The organism is Tractidigestivibacter montrealensis (assembly GCF_024741235.1).
In the GTDB taxonomy this organism is placed as follows: Bacteria; Actinomycetota; Coriobacteriia; order Coriobacteriales; family Atopobiaceae; genus Tractidigestivibacter; species Tractidigestivibacter montrealensis.
The window spans coordinates 74475-101293 of sequence record NZ_JANSKA010000002.1 but is presented as its reverse complement, the minus strand read 5'-3'; the positions used below and the strand labels follow the sequence as shown (position 1 = coordinate 101293).

Below are 26819 nucleotides of genomic sequence, written 5' to 3'. Positions count from 1 at the left end.
CGGGACTAACCTTCTTTCTCACCTAGCTCTTCTCGTGCTGGCTGTTTCGCTCCGCACGTTCGTTTTTTCTGTATTGGCCACCCAAACAGGCTGAGTCGACTCTGGTCGGCTAAGGTATCCCCCGGAACGTAGCGCAGGGGAGGAAACATGACAATCGCAGCCACAAGGCCGCTCATCGGCATCACGTCTAGGCCCCGGGAGGACCCCGAGAACCCAAACTGGACCATGACGGATGACCACTATGCTGCTTCGGTGGCAGATGCGGGAGGCATCCCGGTGGCCCTCCCCTACACCATCCCCTTTGGCTTTGACGCAACCAGCCTGGTCTCCGACATTGTGCGTCGCTTGGACGGCATCCTCTTCACAGGCGGTGGCGACATTGCCAGCGACTCCTTTGGCGGCCATGCCTACGCACCGGAGAGCCACTCCTCAATCTCGCTCACCTGCCCTGCGCGCGACGCCTTTGAGTGGACGCTCATGCGCGCATGCTGGGACGCCGACGTGCCAGTGCTGGGAATCTGCCGCGGCATGCAGGTCATGAACGTGACCCTAGGCGGCACGCTTGTGCGCGACATCAGCGACTACCCCACCAAGACCATCGTCCACAGCAGGCTCGACCAGCCGGACACCCCCGTTCACCACGTGCGCATTGCCGAGACGAGCCGCCTGTCAAAGATCCTGGGGTTCACTTCTGGCGAGGTGAACTCGCTGCACCACGAGGCCATCTGCAAGCAGGCGCCCCAGGGGCACGTTGTGGCGTGGGCCGAGGACGGCACCCCGGAGGGTCTGGAGTTTAGCGAGAAGACCTTCTTCCTGGGCGTGCAATGGCATCCCGAGAAGCTCCGCACGCAGCCGCAGCTCTTCAGCGCCTTCATCGACGCCGCGCGCGAGCATGGCGCGGCCAAGCGCGCGGCAGAGGAGCCTTCACTGTAGTGAAGGATTTGCCCTCTCCGCAGGCGATTTCTTCTCTGTAGTGAAGAAATTGACCCCCATCCCCCACGCCTACGGGCGCACGCACCTGAAGTAACCGCGGCGCGGAAAGAGCTCGCGCGCCTTGGGGAAGAGCTCCGAGCAGGTGGCCATGAAGTAGTCGTCCGTCATCGACGAGATGAAGTCCACCACCGCAAGGTCCGGGCCTGATTCCCAGTCATACGTGCGACCGTAGGGCGCGAGGTGGCGACCAAGCGGCTCGATGTGGTGACGGAAGATCGCGGAAGTCTCGTCGCCCGAGCGAAGAGCCTCGAGCTCGTGATCGTAGAGCAGCGAGAAGAGCTCCGAGACTCCGCGTGAAAAGTCCCCGTTGACCTCCGAGGCACCGTAGATCTTCTCGTAGTTCTCGCGCTTTGCCCGACGCATCTCGGCAAAGCCCTCCTCGCTCATCTCGATGCGTGGCTTGTCCAGGCTGTTCTCGACCACGTCCGCAACGAAGGCACCAAGCGCCCAGGCGTTGTACGCCCCTCCAAGACCGTCATCAAAGCTTTTCTCGGTGCAGAGGCCGGCACGAATGGCGTCCTGGCGGTCCTTGCCCACGTAGGCGATGATATCCGAGACGCGAACCACGCAGCCCTCGAGCGTCATGGGGCGCAGGCGTGCGATGGCGGGACCGCCCTTCTCCCAGCACTCCTCCACCCCACGGTCGAACTCGTCGAAGCCGGCAAGGGAACTAGTCTCGAAGACCTGCTGCTCGAACTCTCCGTTGTGGCAGATCACGCCATCAAGGGTCTGAAGCGCAAGGTTCCTGCCGTAGGTAACGTCGAGCACACGAACGCTCTGCACGTTGTGTGCAAAGAAACGGCCGGTACGAGCATGGTAGACGTTGTTGAGAAAGCGCTCGCCAGCATGACCAAAGGGCGTGTGGCCAATGTCGTGCCCCAGCGCAATTGCCTCGATGAGGTCGAGGTTGAGGCCGAGCGCGGCGCCAATGTCTCTGGCCACGCGCGCGACGAGCTGCACGTGCAGGCCGCGACGCGCAAGGTCGTCGTCTGCACGGAAGGAGAAGACCTGGGTCTTTCCGGCAAGACGGTTGTATGCAGACATGTGCATGATCTTCTCGGCGTCGCGCACAAAGGCCGGGCGAAGAACGCTTTCCTGATCACGCTCGGTCTTGTCACGACGAAGTGCGGCTGCATTTGGCGTGGCAAACGGCGAGAGGGTCCCACTTGTGCGGCGGATTGCAACGGCCCGCTGGGCCTGGGGCGAGAGCTGCCCCGTGAGGTGGGGTGCAAGCTTGTTGGTGACTTCCATGGCTGCCTCCTGCGAGTTATGTATCGAGGCAGATTCTAGCAAGGGCGCACGACAGTAATTAGGGCGGCGAAAAGGACGTCGGGCAGCCTGGAGGTCAAACGCTGCTCCTAGAAAGCTGCGACTTAATAGCAGTCTGCAGAGGGCCCATGTCAGAAAAGCCGCAGGCAGACGGCCCGCGGCTTATTGGAGGACTGCTATTAAGGCGCAGTTTTCTGCCTGCAGCGATAGCGCCGGCAGAGAATGAGACAAAGGTGAGACAAAGGGACTGTCCCTTTGTCTCATTCGACGACGAGGCAACCCATGTTGAGGCGGTGTGTCCACTCACCAATGACGTTGTCCATGCCACAGCGGGTAAAGACGCCGCCGAACTTCCCGTTGAAGAGGAAGAGCCCCTCCATGTTGCTCATCGCGGGAGCCTCGAGCGGGTCCTCGCCAGGCTTGAGCATGCCCCCGCGCAAGGTGGGCGTACGGTACTGCGGCGCGTATGCCTGTACCACCCCACCGTTCTTCGCGCAGGTGGCAAGTGTGCTCTCCCACTCCTCCTGCGTCTTACAGTCAAGGCCGGCCACCACGCCCACCGCGTTGTAGCCGCCTGCAGGCTTCGCGATCCAGCGGTCCTTGTCGGCATAGGGCGAGAGGTCCGAATTCTCGTCAAGCAGCACGGTCTGAGGGACGTGCGCATCGATGAACGCACGCTCCTCGGGCGTAAGGATGCCATCCACCGCATCAGAGTGCATGATCGCGAAGACGGTCTTCGTAGCGCAGGGCCAGGTCCTGTAACCGCCAATGACGCACGCCAGGCCGCGGCGCGCGGCCTCTGCCAGGGCGTCGGCGCCGGCGCAGGGCTTCTCGGCAATCTCGGACGTGACGGCGCGACGATACACGCAGGAGACGGGGCCACCGGGCGCCATGAGAAGGTCGGTGCCCGCCACGTGCTCGATGCGCAGGTCGCGAATGTCGCAGTACTGGGCGTAGAAGCCCTTGTCGGAAAGGCGCCAGAGGAAGTCCTCGAGCTCGTCTTTCGAGGCGCTCTCGGTGTAGTCGACAATGCACAGCGACGGGTGGCCCACGTTGCTGTCAAAACGGTCGGCATTTGCCCAGCTCACATATGTGTCGCGAATGGCGTCGATAGCCTCGCCCACCACGTCGTACGTCGTGATGTTGGGGTGCTTCTCGGCGAACTTGCGGTAGGTCTGGGTGGCCTGGATGGCACGGGTGACCTCGACGGTCGAGGTCATGCCCGCCGAGCCGTCTGTGTTGAGCTCACAGAACTGATAGTCGCCCGTCTCCTCGTTGAAGAAGACGTCCACGCGCGCGATGGGGATCATCTGCTCGTAGCCTGTTGGAATGAGCGTGAGCTCCTCAAGCTCAGGCGAGAAGCGGAAGAGCTTGCGAAACTCGGGGTTGCGCAGGTACTCGGCCGTGATCTTGTCCATGATGCGGCCCATGGTCTCGGCGGCGTCGCGCAGAATCTCAATCTGGGCGACATCGAAGATCTTGGGCGTCATTGCCCAGGAGACGGGTCCGCCGTGGTAGAGCGCGTGGGTGGTGAGTAGGTAACGGTCACCAGCCCCCCTGCTCTCAACATCACCGGCAAGCTCGCGCGCCGTCGAGAGGAACTCGTCCTCGAGCTCGCGTCCATGAAGGCAAGTCATATGGGTCACTTCCTGGTTACCGCAGTCGCAACGCGACAATTCGGCAAACGTCACCAATCTGTCTGTAAGTTGCTGCCCGATTGTAGACGCTTGAAAACAGCATCATTGATTCTGCACACTGTGTGAAGAGCCTGTGCGCAGGTACCAGGCAGACATGCGTGCCCATTTATGCCCCTCGAGAAGTGCTTCTCCCCACTACGGCCTGCTCATGAAGTGCATGCCCTTCTCCGGGTACACCGTGAGGCCGAGCTTCTCCTGAAGCGCAATAGACGCCTGGTTGTCGGGCCACACCTCACCCCAGGGCACAAGGCCGCGATCGAGCTGCTCGTTGATCTTTGCAGACTCAAGCGCGGTTGCCCAGCCGCGGCGGCGCTGCTCGGGGAAGACCTCCAACATGCCGATGGCTCCCTCGGGGTGCTCGCCAATGAAGGCGCAGAGACGTCCCGCCTCAAAGCCGCCTAGCACAAGCCCGCGTGCGAGAATGTCCTCCAGCTCGCCGGGAGCCAGGTACTCGGGGTGCGAGTAGTGCGAGGCAACAAGCTCGGCGTACGCCGGTGTGAGCGTGCGAATGTCAAGCGAGGGATCCACGTCGAGACTCTCTTGCTTCTCGTAGATGACCATGTTGCAGGGGGCGTCCTCGGTAAGGCCCAAGTCGCGACGCACGTCATGCACGGGTGCGGATCCAAGGACGCACACCAGGTCACGCGAGGCAAAGACGTCAAGCGCCTCGCGCAGGACCTTCCGGGAGGTTCCCCACACGAAGGTTCCGTGACGCGGCACCTCCAGCACACACACGCCCTTCTTTGCGACAAGGACCTCGCCAATCCCGCGGCGCGCGCACTCGAGGATGGGAAACGCCTCGCGCGGGCCGTCCGTGAGAAGCTCGATTGCCCGTGCGCGGCGGGTCTCTGCGGGCTCGGCCAGTGCGTGCATGATGTAGGCCAGGCGTTCCGCGATGGTCGCGGAGCCGTCGGCGTTGGGGTGCTCGTAGCCGTCCGCCATGAGGACGGGGCTTGCCTGCAGGAGACGCGAGCCCTCGACCAGGTGCATGCCGGGGTTTGCCGCCACCGCGGTGCGGATGAGGTCTGGCACGGCGGCAAAGCAGCTGTTCCGGTGCGTGGGGTGCGTCTCGTCCAGATGCCAGAGAGGCGTGAGCGTCCAGGTAGACGCCTCGGGCCACGCCTCGGCAACCTCGAAGAGGCTCGTACGGATGTCACGCGAGATGCGCATCTCCTGGCAGGGCTCGTAGCGGTAGTTCTCGCCCAGCTCCACCACCACGGCCGCGGGAGAAGCCTCGTCCGCCAGGCCAACGGTCGAGCCCGGCAGGAAGACCTGGCCGCCAATGCCCTGGTTGAGCACGTCCATGTCTAGCTGCGTGGCGAGAAGCGCCGGCCAATTGCGCGCCGGGTCGCCAGCGACAAAGCCCTGGGCGATGGAGTCGCCAATCACCAGCAGCTGGTCACGGGCGGCAACCGGCTCGATCACGTTCCCATCACCCACCACGTGACGCAGATCGCAACTCGTAAGACAGGGAAGCCACACGCGCACGTGGTGATGGCGGCCCATGCCGGGAAGACGTTGGAGGTTGCTCTCGGGCGCCTCGTTGGGGTCGTCGAGCGCAAACTCCACGCGCGTCACGCCGTCGTCGTTCTCCTCGGGGAGCACGCAGGGAAGGTGGCGGCCGTCGACGTCGCACGAAAAGCCGTCGAGGGGGCCATCCGGCGCAAAGGCGCACTCTGCGGCCTCGTCGAGCACCTCGCGCGAACCTCGCGGGAACGGTTCCACGCGCGCCTCGAGCACGACTGAGGAGGAGTCCGTCTCAAACTCCACGGTGATGCCTGCCGTGCAGGCTGCCATGGTGCGGTAGAGGCCAGGATGCCAGGCACGGCAGCTCCCTATGGCCTTGAGCTGGCTCTTTGCAAAGCGCCAGGGATGGGTCCAGCCGTGTCCCAAAGGCTCAGCCCACACGGCGCCGTGGAGCAGCCCCTCTGCGGGAACGCTCACGAGCACGCCGGCCATGTCCTTCTCGTCCATGAGTTCACTGACGCTCATCGCACGTCGCCCCTCTGCGATTCAGCCACGTTGTGTGCGCTGCGATTGTTGTTTGTGGGCATCTATTGTGGCAGAAACGTTGGCGTCGTGGGCGCCGGGCGATCGTACTTCAAGCGAGCTGCGGCAACTGACCCTCCGGCGTCCCCGAAGAGCGGCCTGCACTACTCGCCGTCCGCCGCGCGGCGAAGCGGCTCGTAGGCGGCAACAAGGTCATCGAGGCGCATCCGGGCGTTCGCCGGGCTCGTCGAGGGAAGCCCCGTGCACGGAACGCCGCAGACAGGCTCAATGAGCCTCTGGTAGAGCCGCGTGGCGGTGCCTCCGGTGCAGAACACGTGCGTGATGGGAGCTGCCGAGAGAATCCTACCCACGTCATTGGGAACGGGGTCGCGAATGGAGGCATCGCTCGCCCCCGCAATAGTACATCTTTGAAGCACGTCCCAGAGGGCAACGTGGTGGCGCAGGCACAGGTCGCGACGGGCGTCGTTCGTCCCGGGAACGCCCTCTTCCCACAGCGCCGCCATCACGCGCCAGAAGCGGTTCTGTGGGTTGCCGTAGTAGAAGCGCACCTCGCGCGACTTGGGGCTGGGTATGGTCCCCAGCACGAGCACGCGGCTATTCTCATCAAATATTGGATCAAGTGGATGAATGACAAGCTGGCCCGCATGGTTATGGGCATCTTTTCCTGTGTTACTCGCCATCGCGAACGGGCTCCGCAAACTCCTCGCCATCATCTAGGCGCACCATCGTGACCTGGCCAAAGCCCGCGCCGCCTGCGGCACCGGAATCGATGTCCCAGCGGTCGGCCACGCCGCCCGTTGCGTCACACGCCCCCACGCGCACCATCTGCGCAATGTCATCATCGTTTCTCACCGGGCGGTCGATTTCGTCAGTCATGGACGCCAGGTAGGGCGTGGGCGTATGGCCGGCAACGACAATGGGGCCCTCTCCCCTCTCGTTAAGCAGCCCCGTGGAAACCGACCAGAACTCGTCGCGAATCCACAGCAGGTCGTCGGGGGTCTGCTCGCCGAGAAGCGCATCAAGCGCGGAATCACTCCACACGCCATCCGCAGGTAGCGGGCCGCCGGGGCGAATGCCGGCGTGGGCAAGGATGTAGTAACGACCCGCCGCCTCGACGTGCGCCGAGAGCGGGAGGCTGCGCACCCAATCGATAAGCTCGCTCGCCTCGTCATCCGAGGCGCCCTCGAGCCCGGTAAGCGTTGACATGCCACCGTTGATGGCCCAATTTGCCTGGGAAACAGCGTCGTCCTTGTGGTCGAGCCCGTCGAGCATGAGATCCTCGTGGTTGCCCTTGAGCACGCGCACGTTTGGGAGCGAGCGCGTTACGCGCATGACGCCAACGGGGTCTGGCCCGCGGTCGATCATGTCTCCCAGACAGAACACGACGTCATCTGCGCCCGGGGAGACACGCTCAAGCACGCGCTCGAGCGTCGCGCGATGCCCGTGGACATCAGAGAAGACGTATGTCGACATGGCGGCACCCCCCGTCGTTGGCTATGAACACTAGCTTAGACCTGCGGCTGGTTTAACGCAAAGCATGCCGTGAGCGTAGCTTATTACGCTCCCGGCGAAGCGCCCAAGGACGCGGGCCGCCGATCTCGACCACGCGCGGGATGCGCGGGGCATCCCCGCTCGCCCGGTCGAGCTCGCGCAGGACCTCCTGTATGGTGGGCTCCAGGCGCTCCTTCTTGAGCATGCACTCCCACACCACGATGACGGTCCAGCCGTCCTGTACCAGCAGCGCATTGTCCCGAGAGTCGCGAGCCCGGTTGCGTTCGAACTTTGCCTTCCAGAACTCCACGTTTGTCTTTGGCAGCGGCAGGGCGCAGTGGGGGCAACGGTGCCAGAAGCAGCCATTCACAAAGATGGCAACGCGTCTGCCCGGAAAGCAGATGTCGGGCTTTCCGGGCGCCTTCTTCCAGTGAAGGCGATACCCGGTGTAGCCCGCCTCGCGCAGCCGCGCCCGCACCAGCAGCTCGGGTTTGGTGTTCTTGCTCTTGTTCGCCTGCATCACATGGCGCGTTGCCTCGCTTGTCAAGACGCGGTGGCACCACCTATGCGAGCGGGGCGTCCGAGGGAGCAGGCGCCCCCTCAAAGTTGAGATTGCCCGTGAGCGCACACGCGGCGTCGTCATCGAAGCCACGCGAGAGCACGGCAGCCGCCACCACTGGCGCGCGATCAAGGGCGCGCTTATACAGGTCACCAAACGAATCCCTGCTCACAGCACCCGTCTCAGGGTTTGTCCACGCACGGCGCTCGGTGTTGTCAAACTCCGATGCCGCAGACGCCCGCACGCGATGCGAGAGTGCGCAATAGGTGGAATAGGGGGCGCCGGTTATTGCGCGCTCGAGGGAGGCAACAGCGTTGCGATGCGGGTCGCGCGTGGCGTACAGCAGGCGCATGATGGTGCGGTAGCAGCCCACCGAAACCGAGAAGGTAGTGGGATCGATGGGCCTGTCGTACGTCCAGAGCGCCGCGTAGAAGTAGATCTTGTCGATGGTGGCAAGCACCTCGCGCGAAGCGCGCAGCGTATTTGCAAACGGGCGGTACTCCGCGATGGTCTTTGCGGTCTTGCGGTAGAGAACCGCCTCGTCGAGGTCGCGCTCGACCTCCATGTGGACCTTGCCGTCATATTCCGGACCCAGCCCGGGAACGCCCGCGCGCGTGAGGTCATAGGCCCAGGCGTTCACAAAGGGGTGGATCGTCGAGTCAAGCAGCCAATGGCACGAGAAGCCCGCCAGGTACGCCGCGCCCACGTCCTTCTCGCGCTTGGGAAGGCGGTCGCCGGCCTCGCGCATGGCGGCTAGGAGCCGAGCGGGGCGCTGATCGTGCATCAGGTTTCCTACCTTGGCCCACTTGGCCATGAGCGGGTAAATCGTGATGTAGAAGAGCGGGTCCGGACCTTGGCTGCCCAGCAGGAAGGCATCGCGCTCGTCGAGGGTCGTCAGGGGCAGTTCTGCCTTCGCGCGATCGGCAACGTCGCGAGCAAAGAAGTCGTGCGTGAGAATGGCTGGCATGGTGGCCCCTTTCCGGTTCTGCAGGCGTGCGGCCGCACAAGGCGCAAAACACACCCGTTTCGCCATTATGCCCCATCCGGGAGACGCCAGACGAGCAGTGCAACAACCAAATGGCGCAACGCACGCTGCCGGTTGTGCGTCCGCGGCCCCCAGGCGGCCGCACGGCGCCGCGTGGGGGGCCAAGCCGAACAAGCCATTACATAATCCTGACAGAAGCCGTGAGTTTCGACGGCATCCAAACGATAAAGTTTTGAAGCGTATGGGCGTGAGACGAGAAGCCAAACAGAGAGGAACACGATGTCTTTCAAGATGACAAAGGCCGAGAGAAGCTGGGTCATGTACGACGTGGGCAACTCTGCGCTGGTACTTCTCGCCACGAGCGTCATTCCCATCTACTTCAAGTCACTGGCAGACGGCCCCGCGCTTGTTGCCTGGAGCTATGCGGAGACCGTGGCCTCGCTGCTCATCGCCCTGCTCATGCCCATCCTGGGCTCCGTCGCCGACCAGCAGGGCATGAAGAAGAAGTTCATCATTGGGTCTGTGGGGACGGGCGCCGTGGCCTGCGTGGCCATGGGCTTCCCCACCGGCGCAATGGCGTTTCTCGTGATTTACGTGATTTCCTCTGTGGCGCTCAACACGTCGTTCGTGTTCTATGACGCACTGCTCGTCGACGCCACGACGGACGACCGCATGGACGACGTCTCAAGCCAGGGCTATGCGTGGGGCTACATTGGCAGCTGCGTGCCGTTTCTCGCCTGTCTGGCGTTTGTGTTGGTGAGGCCATTTGGCATGAGCTTGCAGACGGCCATGCAGGTCTCCTTTGTTATCACGGCGGGCTGGTGGGTGGCGTTTACGGTGCCCATGCTCAAGAACGTCGAGCAGACCCACTACAAGCCGCGCGAGGCGCACGCCCTGGCCAACGCAGTGCGTGGCATTGGCGCCACGGCAAAGCGCATCTGGCGCGACCCGTCCATCAGGAACTACATCATCGCGTACTTCTTCTACATCGACGGCGTGCACACCATCATCAAGCTTTCCACCTCGTACGGCGCGGACCTTGGCATTGATGGCACGCAGCTGGTGCTGGCTCTGCTCGTCACGCAGTTTGTGGCATTCCCATCGGCCATTGCATACGGCCGCCTGGGACACAAGTTTGGCACGCGCAATATGATTCTGGTGGGTATTGCCGGCTACACCTTCATCACGCTGTTTGCTGCGTTCTTCCTGCGCACGGCGGTCGAGTTCTGGATCCTGGCCATCATGGTCGGCCTCTTCCAGGGCGGTCTGCAGGCGCTCTCGAGATCCGAGTTTGGCAAGCTCTGCCCCAAGGACCACGCCAACGAGTACTTTGGGTTCTTCGACATCTTTGGCAAGTACGCAGCAATTCTCGGCACCTTCATCGTAGGCACCATGACGGCCGCCACCGGCAACAGCTCGCTGGGCGTGCTCTCGATTGTGGTGCTGTTCATCATCGGCTTTGTGGTGATGCTGCGCGTCCCCGAGCGCACCACAGCGGCAACGGAGGAGTAGCGCTTCTCCGCACACGGCGCACGGGGCTGGTACGCGGCGCGACGTCGCGGCGCAGAGAAGCAAGCGCGACCGTACCAGCACCCCTACGCCAGCAGCGCCGCGAGCTTGTCGACAACCTCGTCAACCTGCTCCTCGGAGATAACCAACGGAGGCAGGAAGCGCAGGATCGAGTCGCCAATGTGGTTGAGGACGAGACCCACCTCAAGGCCCTTGTCGACCAGCTCCGTCGCCACCGGCACGTCCAGCTGCGCGCCAAGCATAAGACCATGCCCGCGCACCTCAGTCACGTGCGGCAAGGCCTCAAGCCGCTGGCGCAGGTGCGCGCCACAGGCAATGACGTGCTCTCCCACCCTCTGCGAGACCAGCGCCTCGACCGTCGCGCGCCCCGCGGCGGCGGCAAGCGCGTTCCCGCCAAAGGTTGAGCCGTGGTCACCCGGCTGCATGAGGTCGGCCACCTCTGCCTTCGCCGCGACGGCGCCCATGGGGAAACCGTCCGCGATGCCCTTGGCCAGGCTCACCACATCCGGTTCGATGCCAGCCAGCTGGTAGCTGAACGGCGCCCCACAGCGGAAGAACCCGGTCTGAACCTCGTCGATCACGAGAAGCACACCGCGCTTCTTACACTCTGCCGAAACAGACCGCAGGTAGTCATAGGAAGCCGGCCACACGCCACCCTCCCCCTGCACGCACTCGAGCATCACCGCGCACACGGGGCCGCAGCTCGCCGGTGGGTTGTCCAGCGCTGCCACCAGCGCATCCACATCGTTCAGCGGCACGGCGGCAAAGCCGGCGGGCATGGGGAGAAATGCTTTGTGGAACACGTCCTGACCGGTCGCGGCCAACGTTGCCAGCGTGCGGCCGTGGAAGCTCTTCTGCGCCGTGAGAATGCCGGTCGCGCCGCCAAGCTTCTTCTCGCCCCAGCGCCTTGCCACCTTGATGGCACCTTCGTTTGCCTCGGCGCCGGAGTTGGCAAAGAACGTCTTCCACGTGGAGCCCGTGGAGCCAACCACGTGGCCCTCCTCGTCGCATACAGACGAGAGAAGTCCGGAGAGGTCGCGCGCAAGCTCGCCGCGGTTCTCGACGTAGTAGTAGTTGCCCACCTGCCAGACCTTTTCGGCTTGCTCCCGAAGGGCGGCCGCCACCACAGGGTTGCAGTGGCCCATGCTCACCGAGCCAATGCCGCCCAGACAGTCGATGTATGCCTTGCCGGTTGAGTCGGTGAGCGTGGCGCCTGAGCCCGAGACAAACTCAACGGGAAGGCGGCCGTAGGTGTGCATCACGTAGGCATCGTCAAGGGCCTTGGCGCTCTCATAGCTGGTGTCTGCCATGTTGTTCTCCTTGTTCTGAATGAGACAAAGGGACTGTCCCTTTGTCTCATGCTTGGGTGAAGAGGGTGCCCACGCCTGCGTCGGTGAAAATCTCGAGCAGCAGCGAGTGGGGGGACTTGCCGTTGAGGATGACCACCTCGGACACGCCGCGGTCCATGGCCTCCACGATCGAGCGAACCTTGGGCACCATGCCGCCCGCAAGCTCGCCGGATGCGAGGATGCTCTTGGTCTCGGCCTTGGTGAGCGAGCGGATAAGGCTTCCCTCGTCGTTGACGTCGGCAAAGAGGCCATCGACGTCCGTGAGGTATATGAGCTTGTCGGCGTGGAGCGCCTCGGCAACCGCGCTCGCCGCCTCGTCGGCATTCACGTTGAAGAAGCCGTCCGGACCGCACGCGACGCTCGCAATCACGGGAATGTAGTCGTCATCAAGAATTGTCTCGATGAGCTCGGGGCTCACCTCGCGGATGTGGCCCACGCGGCCAAGCTCCGGCGAGACGGGCACCGCCTTGAGCGTCTTTCCATCCGCGCCCGAGATGCCCACCGCATTGTGGCCGTACTCGTTCAACGCCCAGACCAGCTGCTGGTTGACCTTGCCGATAAGGACCTCCTGCACGGCCTCCATGGTATCGTCGTCGGTGACGCGCAGTCCGTTCTTGAATTGCACGGGCATGTTGAGGCGCGTAAGCATGGCGCTTATCGCCTTGCCGCCACCGTGCACGAGCACCACACGCATGCCCATGAGCTTGAGAAGCTCGATGTCTCCCAGCACCTGCACCATGAGCTTGGGGTCCTCCATGGCGGATCCGCCATACTTCACTACGACGGTCTTCCCGCGCATCTTGTTAATCCACGGGAGTGCCTCGGTGAGCACCTCTGCCTTCCTCTGCGCGAGCTCGAGCTCGCCTTCCTCGCGACCTTGCATGCGTGCCTCCTGCCTTAGGGTTGTCTGGTCGTGGGGCCGCACCGTGCGCGGCCGGGCACAGGGCGCCCTAGGTGCGGTACTCCCCGTTGATCTTGACGTAGTCGTGCGTGAGGTCGCAGGTCCACACGCGCGAGTGGGCCTCCCCCGCACCCAGCGAGATGGCAATGTCTATCTCGGGCTGCTCGAAGCGGCGAAGCATGTCTTCCTCGTCCATGGGGACGGGAAGCCCCGCGCGCAGCACGGGCACGCCCATGAAGTCGATGTCCACGTCCTCCTGTGAGAACGGAACCCCGCACTTGCCGGCAGCCGCGGCGACGCGGCCCCAGTTTGCGTCGTGGCCAAAGATAGCGGTCTTGACCAGCGGCGAGTTTGCGATGGCAAAGGCAACCTTCTCGGCGTCCGCCTGCGTGGCGGCCCCCAGCACGTCCACCGTGACGAGCTTGGTAGACCCTTCGCCATCTGCGGCAATCTGGCGCGCAAGGTTGGTGCAGACGCCCTTGATGGCCGCGGCCACGGCCGGGAAGGCGGGCGACGCCTCGTCGATGTCCTCTCCTCCGGCGGCGCCCGTGGCAAAGAGGATGCACGTGTCGTTGGTGGAGGTGTCGGAGTCCACGGTCACCTTGTTGAAGGTCTGACGCACGGCCGAGAGAAGCGCGGCGTGTGCGGCCTCTGGCGTGAGCGGGGCGTCGGTCGAGAGCACGCAGAGCATGGTTGCCATGTTGGGCTGGATCATGCCAGAGCCCTTCACGAACCCGCCCACATGCACCGTGACGGAACTGCCGTCCGCCTGAGGCGCAGGGCCTGCGAAGGCAGCCTCCTTGGAGTGAGTGTCCGTGGTCATAACGGCACAGGCAGCATCGTGGGCGGCCGCGGGAGTTGCCGCAAGCGCGTCCACAATCGCGGGCACACCCGTCACGTACGGCTCAAAGGGCAGCTGCACGCCAATGACGCCCGTCGAGGCAACCAGCACATCCCGCTCGTCGCAGTTAAGCGCCTGGGCGACAAGGGCGCAGGCCTTCTCGGCGCACCGCAGGCCAGGCTCGCCTGTAGCTGCGTTTGCGTTGCCGGAGTTGAGCACCACGGCGCGCGCATGGCCAGAGGCGGCACGCGCACGGCTCACCTGTACCGGCGCGGCGCAGAAGCGGTTCTGCGTGAACGTTGCCGCACAGACGCTGGTCTTGTCGGCTACGACGAGCGCCATGTCCTTGCGCTGGGGATTCTTGCGAAAGCCAGCGGAAATGCCAGCGGCGCGCATTCCGACAGCGGCGCAGACACCACCCTCGCAGGGGGAAAAGCCAAACGACTGAGGTGCGTCGTCCTGTGTGGGTATGACTAGGGGCTTGCAGCTTCTCATGGTTGGTCTTTCTGGACGGGGACGCGCCGCATGCGCGCCCAAGACGGACGGTGCGGGTAGCCCTTGCGCCAGTCGGCGAACTCGGCTATGGACTTAGATGAGCGGGGCGGTGACTCCGATACCCTGGGTCTCTGGGAGGCCAAGAACCAGGTTCGCACATTGCATGGCCTGGGCTGCGGCCCCCTTGCCGAGGTTGTCAATCGCGCAGGACGCGATGATGACCCTACGTCGTCGGTCATCAAGGGCAACCCCAACCTGGGCGCGGGCGGTTGCCGCAACCGAGGAGGTCTGCGGCATGTGGCCAGCAGGAAGCGTGGAGACAAGCGCCTCGTCGGCATAGCGGCGCTCGTAGGCGTCCTGCACATCGTTTGCAGTGATGCCATCGGCTGCCGTCATGTACACCGTGGCGAGAAGGCCGCGGGTGAGCGGAGCCAGGTGCGGCGTGAAGACAACGTTCATCTCGCGGCCGGCAACCTGCGTGAGCGTCTGCTCTATCTCGGGCGTGTGGCGGTGGTGGGCAACGCCATACGCCTCTACGGACTCGTTGGCGTGGCAGTAGTGCGTGCGCGCGTTGGCGGAGCGGCCCGCGCCAGAGACGCCCGAGATGGCGTCGGAAATCACGAGGTCACCCGTGGCAAGGCCGGCCTCGAGCGCCGGGATGGCAGCGAGGGCCGTTGCCGTGGGATAGCAGCCCGGCACGGCGACAAGGACCGCCTCGCCCTTCTCGTGGCGCTCCCCCAGCACAAGAAGCCCGCTGCGGTTGAGCTCGGGCAGGCCGTAGACCGTCTGGCCGAGAAGCTCGGGGCTTGTGTGCGGGGTGCCGTACCACTGCTCGTAGACGGCCGCATCATGCAGGCGGTAGTCCGCAGAGAGGTCGATGACAGTGACGCCCAGCGAAAGCAGCTGGGGCGTGATGGCAAGCGAGGCAGTGTGGGGCACGGCGAGGAAGGCAACGTCTGCGTTCTGGGCGATGGCTTCTGGCTCGGGAAGCGAGAGCACCAGGTCACAGGCGCCCTCGAAGGCAGGGTACACGTCGGCAAGCCTGGTACCCGCGGCCTTGCGGTCCGTGGCCATCGTGAGCTCCAGGGCGGGATGCCCCAGAACGATGCGGCAGACCTCGACTCCAGCGAATCCGGTTGCCCCCACGACGCAGGTCCTTATACGCTCCATTCCCTCAATCACCCCAGAACAATGCATAAAATGCATACCATATGCAAGATTGCTTTTGTTTATTGGGTGCAGGATAGCACAGGGCATGGGTCATGTGCCATAGGCGACAATCTGTTTTTCTCCCTGACACAATCGGGAATACGCCCGAAACCCCAAGCAGGGCCCCGGGCGACGAGTTCCCACTATCTGCGAAACCTCCTACTTGCGTCCGCGGATACCGCGACCAATCGACTTCAGTACCTCGCGACGGGCGCTGCCAATGGGCGCGATGGGGTCAATCACCTGGCGAAGCGGGCTCTTCTCGCTCACCGCGCGCTCGTGGCCTGCAATGTTGCCAGGGGTACCACCACCGTTCGCCTGGGCCTGGCGCTTGCTAAGCCCCACAAGGATGGCCTCGTAGAAGGGCGTCTCGCGCGCGTGGCTCCAGAAGTGCTCAGAGAGGTCGATCCACCCGTGGGTCCAGGGCTTTGCCGCGCCGGCAAAGTGCACAATCTTGGGGTTGCGGCGCGACGCGAGGTACGCGTCGTACACTGCGGCGGGAGCGTTGGGATAGAGCTTGGTCGCCCTATGGAAGATGTCATTCGTAACGTTCCACGAGGCATCGAGGTAGGTGACCCTCCCCTCGCACTCGGAGTTCAGGATGTCCTGATCGTTGTAGATGAAGTCAGTGCGCTGGGACACCTTGAGCCACTCCGGCACCGTGTGGAGAGCACGCATGGCCTTGGTGTTGAGGACCAGCACGCCCGCCTGGAAGTAGTCGTAGGGGTCCTTCAACTTGAGGACACCGCGGGTGTAGCGAAGGCGGTCGCCATCGGGGAGGTTGAGGTTGGCGAGGTAGTCCACGTCACGCGTGGCGGCAACAAGGTTGTCCCCAAGCTCGGTGTCGAAGAGCTCTGCTACGTCTCCCTCTACGACGAGGTCGGAATCGAGGTAGAGCACCTTGTTGTAGGCCGAGAGGACATCCTGCACGAGGAAGCGGTAGTAGGTCTCGATCGAGATGTGCTCGTTGTTGGTGTCGAGGTCATAGCCCTTGACCATGCGCCACACGTCAAAGAAGGTAATGCGGGCGTTGGCATGACGCCCCAGGTGGGCACGCATGGTTGCCTGGTGGTCCCCAGAGATGTTGCTCGTGAGCACCACCACATCGTAGAAGCGCCTGGGGTCACCGTTCTTGAGCATGGAGTCGATGGCCACCGTAAGCACAGGCGCATAGGCGTCATCGGAGGCAAAGACCACAGGGACGACCTTTGGCGCCTCGGCAGGCTCGCGGTCAAGGAAGAGCGGGGTGAAGGTGGGCGCGGGCTCGGGGTTCTCGAAGTGGACGCACTGCAGCTGCTTGGTCTTCCAGCCCGCACCATCGCCGGTGCGCATGGCGTGCAGGTACCACACGTTGAAGAGGCGCTCGGCCAGGTGTCCCGGCGTGCGCACCGCCTCGCGGCTGTAGGTGGACATGTCCGTCTCGCGCACGAACTCCTCCAGCACGGGGAAGAGGAAGTCGCAGTAGGACGAGAAGATCTCCCTGCGCATGATGTACATGTTGCAGAAGCACGAGCGGTCACCCGAGAGAAACGCCTCGAAGTCCTGCGCGTAGTCCGGGAAGAGCCGGCGTACGATCGCCACGCAGCGGGCGAGGTCCTCGGCGTGCAGCGCCGGTGCGGCGGCATAGTGCTCGCGCGGCGTGGAGAAGTCACCGGGGAAGTCCTTCAGGCGCTTGAAGCCAGTGGTGATGAGGTCATAGCCCTCGACGCAGGAGCGGATGGTAGCGTCGTCCAGGCCGTAACGCCTGATGGCATCATCGTCGATGAAGTCATCCATGACCTCGCCGTAGGGGTTCTCCTCATAGACGTTTGAGGAGAAGTTGAAGTAGCGGCGGTAGTGGCAGAAGCCAATGTAGGGAGAGGTGGTGTTCTTCCATGCCCAGTACTGCGTGGTGAGCTCGCAGTACATGGGGTTCTTGTCCGAGATATTCTCGCCCTCGTCGTCGTGGAGCGCCCAGCAGAAGCGATTGTTCCTGTTGCCAGGGCCAACCTGGATGGGCTGGAGCATGTCGCTCTTGGGCACCACGACGTCCTTGTGCGTTGTCACGAGGATGCGGATGTCCAGCGAGTCAAAGCCGGCAACGTGCTTGATCTGCTCAAGCTGGGCAAGGTGCGTCTTTGCCCTCGAACGCATGAAGCGGACACGGGAGAAGTCTGCAGGGTCGGTAGCTTTTGGGTCGACGGTGGCGTCAACACGCTCGGCTATGGGCACGAGCTGGTTGAGAGAATCGTCCGCCGGCGGGAGCTCGCAGGCGCTCACAAAGTGATAGGCGCGATCGCGCACAAAGCGCCAGAGCTCGCGTGCGGCAGCCGCGGGGCCAAACTCGTCCGCAAGATGGGCTGCTGCCTGGTCCCACTCGGACATGGACACGCGGTCAAGTAGGTCGTTGGCGAGAAGCTCAAGCATTTTGTGGCGCATGCCGATGAGAGACGTGGCGAGCTCGGGTCGCGACTCGCGTACGGCGTAGTCTGCCGTTGCGTCGATGCAGGCGCCAAACTGCCGGCAGAAGTCGCCAAAGCGCGCGGCAGAGATGCCGCTTGCGCCCGTGACGCCCACGCCGTAGTGGTAGATGTAGCCCTTGCACTGCTCAAGCCCCACAGAGCGACGCGCCATGTCAGAGACAACAAAGACCTCATAGCCGTCCTCCGCGCGCTCGAGGCGCTCGCTGGTCATGGCAGAAAACGCGCGCTTCAGGAGGTCCGTCCTGTAGAGGCGCTGCGTGGCGCGCCAGTCGACAAGCTGGCCATGCGACTCGTCGAAGATGTCGAGCAGGATATCCGCGCCCTCGGCCACGCCGCTAGGACGGTTGACAAAGGCCGCAAACGAGCGGGCGGCATCGTCCGTGACGCCGTTCTCGCCCACCACAGTGATGCCAACGTGGAAAACGTCGGCGTCAGTGGCGTTGGTAGCATGGTCAAGTTCTGAGAGGAACTCGGGTGCCAGCTCGTCATCGCCGTCGAGAAGGAATGACCACTCCCCCGTCGCTGCCTCGACGCCCGTCTTACGCGCGAGGTGGAGACCGCGGTTCTCGCTGTGATGAATCACACGGAAGCGGGAATCCGCCTTTGCAAAGGAGTCGGCGATGGCCCCCGAGGCATCCGTGGAGCAGTCATCCACGACGATTGCCTCCCAGTCCTCGAGCTGCTGGGCCTTGAGGCTCTCAAGGCAGCGCTCGAGGTAGGCGGCCACGTTGTAGGCCGGAACGATCGCGGAGATTCTGGGCATTGTCCCTCCAAAGGACTACATACCTGCAGGAATGTTCTTGAGCCATGATACCAGCCTAATCCACGCTCTTCAGACTCTCCACCATGTCAACGGCGTCGAGGTGGCGCCGCATAGCGAGCATCACAAGCAGCGTGAATCCCATCGTGAGGGCAAACGCAAAGCCGTAGCTCGCCGCGTGGATGGTGCGCCCAAACATCACGTAGTCGACCTCGGCAGTGGTAACCACAAAGTTCTCGAGCCACGTCCCCAGAAGCAGGCCCACCGCGTCACCAATGGCAGCGGTGATGGCTATCTCGCGGAAGATATAGGCGTGCACCTCTCGGCGCGTGAAGCCAAGCACGCGCAGGCTTGCAATCTCGCGCACGCGCTCGGACACGTTGATGTTCGTGAGGTTGTAGAGCACGATGAAGGCAAGTGCCGCAGCCGAGACCACCAGCACGATGACAACCGCATCCACCACCGAGAGCATTGACCGGTAGAGCTCAATCGTCTCGGAGGAGAAGGCCACGGTCGATACGGCGCCCTCGTTGTGGAGCGCCTCGGAAAGCGCGGTGCGGCCGTCCGCGTCAAGTGTGGTTGCCACCAGGACGGTCGAGAAGGACGGCTCGCTCGCGTCCACCTTGGCCCAGGCGTTGCGTCCCACGTAGACGTAGTTCCCCACGTAGTTCTCGCAGATGCCAGTCACTGTGAGAGCGTGTCCCTCACCAGTGGCGTTGCCCACCTCGTCCACGTCACGGAGCACCACGGAGTCGCCAACGCTAATGCCCAGGCGGGTTGCGAGCTTCTCGGTAATGACAAGGGAGTCTCCGTCAAAGGGAATCTCTTCGTGCGCGGTGCGGCTCCGCAGCGTCACTGCGCCCTCAAAGGTCGACGCGTTCTGGGGCACAACCACGCTCACACGCAGCGTGTCTGTGGCGTCGCCGCTGGCGGCCGCGTGCATGGTGACCTCCTGCACGCGGTCCTCGCGCGTCACCTGGCCAGTCGAGGCAAGGATATCCTCCACGGCAGTCATGTCCTCATCGGTCGCGCCGTCCTTGATACCCACGGTGGTGTCGTAGTGAACGATGGGCCCGTACTGGCAGTCGATAATGTCCCAGATGGCGTCGTGGAGGCCAAAGCCCACCAGAAGCAGCGCCGTGCAGCCCGCCACCCCTGCCACCGTCATGGCAAGGCGGCGCTTGTAGCGGAACATGTTGCGGCAAGTGACCTTCCACGAGAACGAGAGCCTGTTCCAGAGCGGACGGATGCGTTCGAGAAGAATTCGCTTTCCCGGCTTGGGCGCCAGCGGAAGCATGAGCTGGGCGGGCGTCTCGCGCAGGCTCGAGACCACGGCACCCCAGGTGGCAACAAGCGTCACGCCAACGCCAACGCCACCTGACACAAGCGCCACCCGGGGATCAACGGGAAGGGGCCACGCCATGGCGGGCACGGCGTAGATGACGCCGTAGGAGGCCATGATGATGGCTGGGAGCGCCTGCGAAAGCACGGCGATGCCCAGAATCGCACCACCCACGCTGGCGATGGCTGCATAGGCAAGGTAGCGCGAGGCAATCCGGCCCTTGGAGTAGCCCAGGGCCTTGAGCGTGCCGATAAGGACGCGGTCATCCTCGACCATGCGGGTCATGGTGGTAAGTGCGACAAGCGCGGCCACGAGAAAGAAGAAGACCGGGAAGACGTTTGCGATGCCGTCCATGCGGCACGTGTCTTGCATGTAGGTCTCGACGCCCTCGTCCTGCGTGCGGTCGAGCAGGTAGACCTCGGGCTTCTCGAGAGAATCCACCTGGGTCTGGGCATCGTCGATCTTTGCCTGTGCGTCATCGAGCTGCGATTGGGCGCTTGCCTCCTGCTCCTGGTAGCTGGCAAGGCCGTCCTCGTAGCTTGCCCTGGCGTCCGTCAGCTGGCCCTCGGCCTGGGCGAGCTGGGCCTCGCTCTGGTCGAGCGTTGCCTGGGCGTCCGCAAGCTCGGCCTCAGCGCTCGCGCGCTGCTGTTCGAGCTGGGCCTTGGCGGCGTCAAGCTGGGCCTGGGCGTCCGCAAGCTGCGACTGTGCGGAGGAGAGCTGGTCCACCCCCGCAAGTGCCTGGTTCACTTGGTCGAGCGAAGCCTGCGCCGCGGCAAGCTGCCCGCGCAGGGTTTGGAGCGTTACCGGGTCTGCAGCGTCACCCAGCGCCTCCAAGGAAGAAATCTGCTGTTCGAGGGCATCGACTCCGGCGCTGGCCTGCTCCTTCTGGGCAGAAAGTGCGGAGGCCGCCTCGTCGAGCGAAGACGCGCCGGTTTGCGCGAGCAGGGCGGACGTGCTCGCCCCGAGTTCCTGGCACCGCTGGTCAAGCGTTGCCTGGTTGGCGTCGATCTGATCCTGCGCTGCCTGCAGCTGCGAGGCGGCCTCGGCGCGCTTCTGCTCGAGCTGTGCCCTGCCATCCTCGAGCTGCGCCCTGCCGGAGGCAACCTCATCCTCGCCCGAGGCTATCTGCTGTGCCGCGTCATCCAGCTGCGACTTTGCATCCGCCAGCTGCGACTCTGCGTCCGCGCGCTCCTGGTCGAGCTGGGCCTGCGCGTCGTCCACCTTGGCCTGGGCATCCTGGCGCAGGTCATCGAGACGTGCCTGGGCCAGCTCGTCCAGGCGCGCGGAGAGGGCCTCCTTCGTGGGCGAGAGGGCTTTCTCGTAAGACGAGCTTCCGCCAACGGCTGCGCCTGCACCGTTGACGCTCAGGTAGAGCATGGTCCACGGGTAGTCGTCCGAGAAGGCAGAGGGCAGGACATAGGCTACCTGCTTGATTGATCCGTCACCAAGCGTCGTAGTGCCAAAGGTGCCCGTGTAGGGGTAGCTCGGCGAGCTCATGAGCCCCACCACCGTGAAGGCGCGCACCAAGAGCGTGCCGTCGAGGTCATCCGCGCCGTAGAGGACCTCGACCGTGTCGCCCACCTCAAGGCCGGGCGTGGCGGCATCACCATCGAGCAGGCACTCGTCGGAAGACTGTGGCCAGCGCCCCGCCGTAAGACGCACGCGGTTGAGGTAGGAATCGTCCGAGGACTCGACCGCTTCGTCAGACGTGCTTGTCGCCGCTTGCGCCGCGTCAACGTCGAGCGACGCGATGCGCACGGCCATCTGCTCGTTGCCAACGCGCGCCATCACGTCGGTGGAACTCGATGGCATAACCGCCGTGACGCCCTCGGTAGACGAGACGCGCTCCACGTCCTTCTCAGAGAAGCCCTTCGTGGAAACCAGCCGCAGGTCATACAGGTTACAGCCGTCAAACCAGCGATCTGCGGCGAGGCGCATGTCTCGCCCGGACATCTGCAGGCCGGCCAAGAATCCGCAGCCCAGGGCCACGATGCCCGTAATGGCGAGGAAGCGTCCCATCGAGCCGCGGATGCTCCTCCACACGCTCCTTGTGAACGGCGAGGCTGCCACCCCTACCACTCGACCTCTGCCGCATCGAGCGGGTGCTCGTTTGTCTCGATGCGCTCGGCACGGCCCTCCCGCACGTGAATCACACGGTCGGCTATCTGGGTGAAGGCCGAGTTATGGGTCACAATTGCCACGGTGCGGCCGCGCTCGCGGCAGGTGCGCTGGAGAAGTCCCAGGATCTGCTTGCCCGTCACGTAGTCCAGGGCACCCGTGGGCTCGTCGCAGAGCAGAAGCTTGGGGTTCTTGGCAAGCGCACGAGCAATGGCAACGCGCTGCTGCTCACCGCCGGAGAGCTGCGCCGGAAACATGTCCTTGCGCTCGGCGAGGCCAACCTCGTCAAGCACCTCGGCTGCCGGGAGCGGGTTCGTGCAGATCTGGCTTGCGAGCTCGACGTTCTCGAGTGCGGTAAGGTTCTGTACCAAGTTGTAGAACTGGAACACAAAGCCAATGTCGTGGCGACGGTAGAGCGTGAGGTCGTGCTCCGAGAGCCCCGAGACCTCGCGGCCCGCGAGCCGGATGGACCCCGAGGTGCAGGAGTCCATACCGCCAAGCATGTTGAGGACAGTGGTCTTGCCGGCGCCGGACGGCCCCACAATCACGCAGAGCTCGCCTTCCTCGATGTCGAAGGACATGCCAGCGACCGCATGAACTTCGACGCTACCCATGTGGTAGGTCTTACAGACGTCCCTGAACTCAACAAATGCCATGTAACACGCCCAATCCCAGCGGTACCCAGCCATCAGTCCTTGTCCACATTATGCCCGGGACCGCGCTGGATGGCGGGTGGCGCCGGGTGAAGCCACGGCCTTGGCCCGTGGGCGGTACCCTCCTCCTGCTGGCGTTCGCGCTCGGCGAGCACGGCGCGGTATCCCTTGAGCGGATCAAACGGCGAGAAGATCTTTGCCCGCTCCGAGAGGGGCATGGGCTGGCGCGCGTGTGGCGTGGCGCATCCGCCCGCACCGCTACTCTCCACTTCGATGGCCCCCAATCTGCAGGTTGCGCTCGCGCGTGGTTGCCTCGGGGAGAAGGTCAACGCCTTTGAGCAGCGAGTTCTTGCCAAACTTGCGCTTCACGGCACTTATGGCCTCCTGCCGACGCCGCTCCCGGGCGTCTGCCTCGGGCGTGGCGAAGAGGCTGTCCTGGACGCCGGAAGCGTCCTCGGGAAGCACCCCCGTAGCGGTGAGGCCAAGGCGGTGCACCGGGCGTGAACGGTCAACGGAGGAATCGAAGATGCGCGTGGTTGCGGCCATGATCTGCTCGCGCGAGCTGGTGGGCACAAGGAGGCGCTCGGTGCCGCCGGCGGAGGCAACGGCTCGGTACCAGGCGCGGGGGTCCGAGCGATCACGGATGCCCGCGCGCTCCTCGGCCGAAAGGTCGTATCCCACGTACAAGTTCACGCCGCTGGCAACGAGCCGCTGGTCAACGAGGTCGAGAGCGAGGGAGTCTGCCATCTCGCGGGCGATGATGCGCGCACCGGCAAAGTCGCGGTTGCAGCCCAGAACCTGCGCCGTCGAGACGGAATGGGAGCCGGAGCGGTAGGCCTTGATGTCTGCCATGGTCACGGGCTCCACACCCCATGCGTGGTCAATGAGAATCTCCGCGTCAACGCCAAACTCTCGGTAGAGGGGCTCGGCCGGGTAAGTGGCAACCTGGCCCATGGTGTGTATGCCCATAGCCGCAAGTCGCTCGGCGATGCCTGGCCCCACGCGCCAGAAGTCCGTGATGGGGCGGTGGTTCCACAGCGTAGTCCTATAGGTCTCCTCATCCAGCTCGCCAAAGAAGTCCCTGCTGTGCTTGGCAGTGATGTCGAGCGCAATCTTTGCCAGGTAGAGGTTGGTGCCCAGCCCGCAGGTGGCGGGGATGCTGGTAGTCTTGACCACGTCCTCGCGAATGCGCTCACCAAGCTCGCGCGCCGTGCAGCCGTAGAGGTCGAGATAGCCCGTGATGTCCATGAAGGCCTCGTCTATCGAGTAGACGTGAATGTCTTCAGGGGCAATCCAGCGCAGGTAGACCGCATAGACGTCGCACGAGCGCTCCATGTAGAGCGCCATTCTCGGCGGCACCATCACATAGTCGATGGTCTGGGGGATCTCAAAGACGCGGCAGCGGTTGCGCACGCCCAGCGCCTTCATGGCAGGCGAGACCGCAAGGCAGATGGTCTTCTCAGTGCGCGTGGGGTCGGCCACCACAAGGCGCGTCGCGAGCGGGTCAAGGCCACGCTCCACGCACTCCACGCTTGCGTAGAAGCTCTTGAGGTCTATGCAGAGGTACTGGCGCTCTTGCACGCGCGCCGCGGGGGCTTCTGCCACGCTAGTGCTCGAGCACGATGCGGGGCTTGAGGTCCTCGACAGCGGCATCCCCCAGGAACCAGCGGACGATCTCGAGGCCAAACGGGATGGCGGTTGCCATGCCCTTGCTGGTGATCACGTTGCTGTCCACCACGGCAGGCTCCTCCGAGAGGATGGCGCCGTTCTCCACCAGCACGTGCTGGAAGTTGGGGTTCGAGGTTGCGGGGCGGTTGGTGAGAATGCCCAGCTCAGCCAGGATCGAGGGAGCGGCGCAGATGGCAGCAACGCCCTTGCCCGCCTGGTCGAAGGCCTTGACGGCAGCGGTGAGGGGCTCGCACGCCTTGAGGTTGAGCGTTCCCGGCATGCCACCAGGCAGCACGAGCATGTCGTAGTCATCGAAGGAGAAGCCCTCGTCCGCAATAGAGCGGTCGCAGGTGATGGTGACCTGGTGCGAGGAGGTCACGGTGCGCTCCGGCGTGATGGACACGGTATCGGTGGGAATACCCGCGCGGAAGAGCAGGTCAACCACCGTGAGACCCTCGATCTCCTCGAGGCCATTGGCTACAAACACCGCGACGCGCTTGTCGGTCGACTGCCTGAACATTCCGTACTCCTCTCATGAGACAAAGGGACAGTCCCTTTGTCTCATCATAAGAAGGGCGGCGCGCAAATGCGGCCGCCCTCGAAATCAACAGCTGCGCAGACGAGGAAACCCCGCCCCGTTGGCTTAGTCCTGATCGTCAATGCCCTTGTTGATGGCGTCGGCAATGACCTTGGGGTCATCGGAGCCACGCACGAGGCTCTTGAAGTCATCCTTCATGAGCAGGACGGCGGTCTTGGACAGCAGCTTGATGTGCGTGGTGCCAGCCTCGCCGGCGGGGACCAGCAGCGAGATGGCAATGTCGACAGGCTTCTCGTCGAAGGAAGGCCAATCGAGGGCGTGGTCGTTCTTGAAGACGATGACGGCTGCCTTCTTGATGGCGGCGTCCTTTGCGTGCGGCACGGCAAAGCCGTCGGTCATGCCCGTCTCGCCCATGTCCTCGCGGGCGATAAAGGCCTTGTAGACGGCATCGGCGTCATCGGTGATGCCAAGCTCGACTGCCTTCTGGGAGATGAAGCGCAGCACCTCGTCGCGGCTCTCGGCGTGCTGGTTAACAAAGACGTCGTTGGAAGTTACGAAATCGCTCACTGGGTGCTCCTTTGGACGTAGGAAACATGGGTCACCGTGCCCTGGCACGGTGACCTCTTTACATAATAGTAGCAGGGAAGCCCGTCGCGCCCAAGAATTGAGGTCGGATACGCCGCGCCTAAGTAACGGGAAGACCTTTGCCCAGCGCCATAAGCGAGAATACCCTGGCCGCTGCGAGGTGATAGTTCCTCTCGGCATGAGCCAGGGCATCTGCCACGTCGCCACAGTCGATAACCGTTGGCACAAGCGCGTCTACGCCCAGGTCCATGAGGTCAAGGGCACCGGGGTCCATACCACCCACTATGGCTATGCAGGGCACGCCCAACCGCTTGCAGCGCGACGCCACGCCCGAGACCACCTTGCCGTGAGCCGACTGCGCATCGGCGTGTCCCTCGCCCGTGATACAGAGATCTGCGCCGAGAAGTGCCCGGTCAAGCCCCACAACATCAAGAACCCAGTCGATTCCTGGAACCGACGTGGCGCCGAGGAAGAGGCGTATCGCCGCACCAAGGCCACCGGCTGCGCCGTCGCCAGGCTGGTCCGCGGCGCGCCCCAGAGTCCGCTCGAGGACTCGGGCGTAGGAGGCCATGCCCCGCTCGAGCTCCTCGACCTGCTCGGGAGTCGCCCCCTTCTGCGGTGAGAACACACGAGTTGCCCCGCGTGGGCCAAGGAGCGGGTTGTCAACGTCGCAGAGCAACCGGAAGCTTGCCCGCGAGACGAGGGGGTCAAGCCCTGAGATGTCAATTCTGGCCACGCGGCCGAGGTCTGCGCCGGTACCTTGGAGTTCTCCACCCGCGCCGTCGAGGAACCGCACGCCCAGCGCGCGCATGGCTCCCATGCCACCGTCGTTTGTTGCGCTGCCGCCAATGGCGAGCGTTACCTCGGCGGCACCGTTGCGCAGCGCGTGGAGCACGAGCTGCCCCGTGCCGTACGTGCTCGTGAGCATGGGGTTTCTCTCCGCGTGCGTGAGAAGCGGCAGTCCCGAGGCAGCGGCCATCTCGATGATGGCACGGTTCCCGGGGAGCATGCCGTAGATTGTCTCGACCGGTCTGCCAAGGGGGTCCTCGACAGTCGCGTCGATGCGAGATCCTCCGAGAGAGGCAACCACGGCATCGACGGTCCCCTCTCCTCCGTCTGCCACGGCAAGCCTGGTGCAGGACACGCCGGGAAGCAGGCGCGTTGCCTCCTCCTCGAGGATGTCAGCCGCGCGAGCAGAGCTGATGGTGCCCTTAAGCGAATCGGATGCGAAGACAAATCTCATGTGCGCTCCCCCTCTGTTACCTCTCTCGTCGCTACACGCCAGGCACTTGACACTGTCAAAGAGAGAGCCCTTCCGCAATAGCACGCCGGACCCTCACTATCATCTTCCCCATATTGGTTAC

The 26819-nt window shown here is 64.0% G+C and carries 21 protein-coding genes; 2 read left to right on the top strand and 19 right to left on the bottom strand.

The annotated features are described in order from the left end of the window. Positions 1-147 precede the first annotated feature (147 nt). Positions 148-933 carry a gamma-glutamyl-gamma-aminobutyrate hydrolase family protein gene (locus NVS32_RS03580; protein ID WP_258498714.1) on the top strand — a complete coding sequence of 262 codons (786 nt, stop codon included), beginning with the start codon at positions 148-150 and terminating at the stop codon, positions 931-933. A gap of 69 nt (positions 934-1002) precedes the next feature. Here NVS32_RS03580 and NVS32_RS03575 read toward each other — a convergent pair whose 3' ends face one another. From NVS32_RS03575 to NVS32_RS03545, 7 genes are all read right to left on the bottom strand, one after another. Then, positions 1003-2244: a deoxyguanosinetriphosphate triphosphohydrolase family protein gene (locus tag NVS32_RS03575; RefSeq protein WP_258498713.1), complete on the bottom strand. Its 1242-nt coding sequence runs from the start codon at positions 2242-2244 to the stop codon at positions 1003-1005. 278 nt (positions 2245-2522) lie between these two features. Next, positions 2523-3899 carry a hypothetical protein gene (locus NVS32_RS03570; protein WP_258498711.1) on the bottom strand — a complete coding sequence of 459 codons (1377 nt, stop codon included), beginning with the start codon at positions 3897-3899 and terminating at the stop codon, positions 2523-2525. Positions 3900-4094: 195 nt separating this feature from the next. Next, positions 4095-5951, bottom strand: coding sequence for a GNAT family N-acetyltransferase (locus NVS32_RS03565; protein WP_258498710.1), 1857 nt, complete (start codon positions 5949-5951; stop codon positions 4095-4097). A 161-nt stretch (positions 5952-6112) separates the two neighbouring features. Then, entirely contained in the window at positions 6113-6649 is a 537-nt protein-coding gene (locus tag NVS32_RS03560; protein ID WP_258498709.1) for a DNA-deoxyinosine glycosylase, read from the bottom strand. Beyond that, positions 6639-7442: a metallophosphoesterase family protein gene (locus NVS32_RS03555; RefSeq protein WP_258498708.1), complete on the bottom strand. Its 804-nt coding sequence runs from the start codon at positions 7440-7442 to the stop codon at positions 6639-6641. The genes NVS32_RS03560 and NVS32_RS03555 overlap by 11 nt, the downstream gene beginning before the upstream one ends. A 52-nt stretch (positions 7443-7494) precedes the next feature. After that, the gene (locus NVS32_RS03550) at positions 7495-8007 is read right to left on the bottom strand and encodes a very short patch repair endonuclease (protein WP_258498707.1); all 513 of its coding nucleotides are present in this window, start codon (positions 8005-8007) and stop codon (positions 7495-7497) included. 16 nt (positions 8008-8023) lie between these two features. Beyond that, complete coding sequence (locus NVS32_RS03545) at positions 8024-8986, bottom strand: zinc dependent phospholipase C family protein (protein WP_258498706.1); 963 nt, start codon at positions 8984-8986, stop codon at positions 8024-8026. Between the two features lie 297 nt (positions 8987-9283). Between NVS32_RS03545 and NVS32_RS03540 the strand changes: the two genes are divergently transcribed. Beyond that, positions 9284-10516: an MFS transporter gene (locus NVS32_RS03540; protein WP_258498705.1), complete on the top strand. Its 1233-nt coding sequence runs from the start codon at positions 9284-9286 to the stop codon at positions 10514-10516. An 83-nt stretch (positions 10517-10599) separates the two neighbouring features. On the opposite strand, the gene NVS32_RS03535 is transcribed toward NVS32_RS03540, so the two are convergent. From NVS32_RS03535 to NVS32_RS03480, 12 genes are all read right to left on the bottom strand, one after another. Continuing rightward, positions 10600-11844 carry an acetylornithine/succinylornithine family transaminase gene (locus NVS32_RS03535; RefSeq protein ID WP_258498704.1) on the bottom strand — a complete coding sequence of 415 codons (1245 nt, stop codon included), beginning with the start codon at positions 11842-11844 and terminating at the stop codon, positions 10600-10602. Between the two features lie 46 nt (positions 11845-11890). After that, on the bottom strand, positions 11891-12766 hold the full coding sequence (argB, locus tag NVS32_RS03530) for an acetylglutamate kinase (protein ID WP_258498703.1): 876 nt from the start codon (positions 12764-12766) through the stop codon (positions 11891-11893). A 67-nt stretch (positions 12767-12833) separates the two neighbouring features. After that, positions 12834-14120, bottom strand: a complete 1287-nt coding sequence (gene argJ, locus NVS32_RS03525) for a bifunctional glutamate N-acetyltransferase/amino-acid acetyltransferase ArgJ (RefSeq protein WP_258498702.1) — start codon at positions 14118-14120, stop codon at positions 12834-12836. Between the two features lie 93 nt (positions 14121-14213). Continuing rightward, a complete protein-coding gene (argC, locus tag NVS32_RS03520) occupies positions 14214-15290 on the bottom strand; it encodes an N-acetyl-gamma-glutamyl-phosphate reductase (protein ID WP_258498701.1) in 1077 nt (358 codons plus the stop codon). Positions 15291-15488: 198 nt separating this feature from the next. After that, complete coding sequence (locus NVS32_RS03515) at positions 15489-18554, bottom strand: DUF4422 domain-containing protein (RefSeq protein ID WP_258498699.1); 3066 nt, start codon at positions 18552-18554, stop codon at positions 15489-15491. 55 nt (positions 18555-18609) lie between these two features. Beyond that, a complete protein-coding gene (locus NVS32_RS03510; RefSeq protein ID WP_258498697.1) occupies positions 18610-21972 on the bottom strand; it encodes an FtsX-like permease family protein in 3363 nt (1120 codons plus the stop codon). Then, positions 21966-22667, bottom strand: coding sequence for an ABC transporter ATP-binding protein (locus NVS32_RS03505; protein WP_032111333.1), 702 nt, complete (start codon positions 22665-22667; stop codon positions 21966-21968). Before NVS32_RS03505 ends, NVS32_RS03510 begins: the two co-directional genes overlap by 7 nt. Positions 22668-22699: 32 nt before the next feature. Next, the gene (locus NVS32_RS03500) at positions 22700-22933 is read right to left on the bottom strand and encodes a hypothetical protein (RefSeq protein WP_118078373.1); all 234 of its coding nucleotides are present in this window, start codon (positions 22931-22933) and stop codon (positions 22700-22702) included. Beyond that, complete coding sequence (locus NVS32_RS03495) at positions 22923-24269, bottom strand: Y-family DNA polymerase (protein ID WP_233519102.1); 1347 nt, start codon at positions 24267-24269, stop codon at positions 22923-22925. Before NVS32_RS03495 ends, NVS32_RS03500 begins: the two co-directional genes overlap by 11 nt. Position 24270: 1 nt before the next feature. Continuing rightward, entirely contained in the window at positions 24271-24852 is a 582-nt protein-coding gene (locus tag NVS32_RS03490) for a DJ-1 family glyoxalase III (RefSeq protein ID WP_117651509.1), read from the bottom strand. Positions 24853-24975: 123 nt separating this feature from the next. Beyond that, positions 24976-25437: a PTS sugar transporter subunit IIA gene (locus tag NVS32_RS03485; protein WP_258498692.1), complete on the bottom strand. Its 462-nt coding sequence runs from the start codon at positions 25435-25437 to the stop codon at positions 24976-24978. A gap of 118 nt (positions 25438-25555) precedes the next feature. Beyond that, on the bottom strand, positions 25556-26698 hold the full coding sequence (locus tag NVS32_RS03480) for a glycerate kinase family protein (protein WP_258498691.1): 1143 nt from the start codon (positions 26696-26698) through the stop codon (positions 25556-25558). Positions 26699-26819: the final 121 nt, after the last annotated feature.

Coding starts and splice junctions, on each gene's coding strand:
- NVS32_RS03580 (WP_258498714.1), top strand. CDS start 148: ATGACAATCGCAGCCACAAGGCCGCTCATCGGCATCACGTCTAGGCCC.
- NVS32_RS03575 (WP_258498713.1), bottom strand. CDS start 2,244: ATGGAAGTCACCAACAAGCTTGCACCCCACCTCACGGGGCAGCTCTCG.
- NVS32_RS03570 (WP_258498711.1), bottom strand. CDS start 3,899: ATGACTTGCCTTCATGGACGCGAGCTCGAGGACGAGTTCCTCTCGACG.
- NVS32_RS03565 (WP_258498710.1), bottom strand. CDS start 5,951: ATGAGCGTCAGTGAACTCATGGACGAGAAGGACATGGCCGGCGTGCTC.
- NVS32_RS03560 (WP_258498709.1), bottom strand. CDS start 6,649: ATGGCGAGTAACACAGGAAAAGATGCCCATAACCATGCGGGCCAGCTT.
- NVS32_RS03555 (WP_258498708.1), bottom strand. CDS start 7,442: ATGTCGACATACGTCTTCTCTGATGTCCACGGGCATCGCGCGACGCTC.
- NVS32_RS03545 (WP_258498706.1), bottom strand. CDS start 8,986: ATGCCAGCCATTCTCACGCACGACTTCTTTGCTCGCGACGTTGCCGAT.
- NVS32_RS03540 (WP_258498705.1), top strand. CDS start 9,284: ATGTCTTTCAAGATGACAAAGGCCGAGAGAAGCTGGGTCATGTACGAC.
- NVS32_RS03535 (WP_258498704.1), bottom strand. CDS start 11,844: ATGGCAGACACCAGCTATGAGAGCGCCAAGGCCCTTGACGATGCCTAC.
- argB (WP_258498703.1), bottom strand. CDS start 12,766: ATGCAAGGTCGCGAGGAAGGCGAGCTCGAGCTCGCGCAGAGGAAGGCA.
- argJ (WP_258498702.1), bottom strand. CDS start 14,120: ATGAGAAGCTGCAAGCCCCTAGTCATACCCACACAGGACGACGCACCT.
- argC (WP_258498701.1), bottom strand. CDS start 15,290: ATGGAGCGTATAAGGACCTGCGTCGTGGGGGCAACCGGATTCGCTGGA.
- NVS32_RS03515 (WP_258498699.1), bottom strand. CDS start 18,554: ATGCCCAGAATCTCCGCGATCGTTCCGGCCTACAACGTGGCCGCCTAC.
- NVS32_RS03505 (WP_032111333.1), bottom strand. CDS start 22,667: ATGGCATTTGTTGAGTTCAGGGACGTCTGTAAGACCTACCACATGGGT.
- NVS32_RS03490 (WP_117651509.1), bottom strand. CDS start 24,852: ATGTTCAGGCAGTCGACCGACAAGCGCGTCGCGGTGTTTGTAGCCAAT.
- NVS32_RS03480 (WP_258498691.1), bottom strand. CDS start 26,698: ATGAGATTTGTCTTCGCATCCGATTCGCTTAAGGGCACCATCAGCTCT.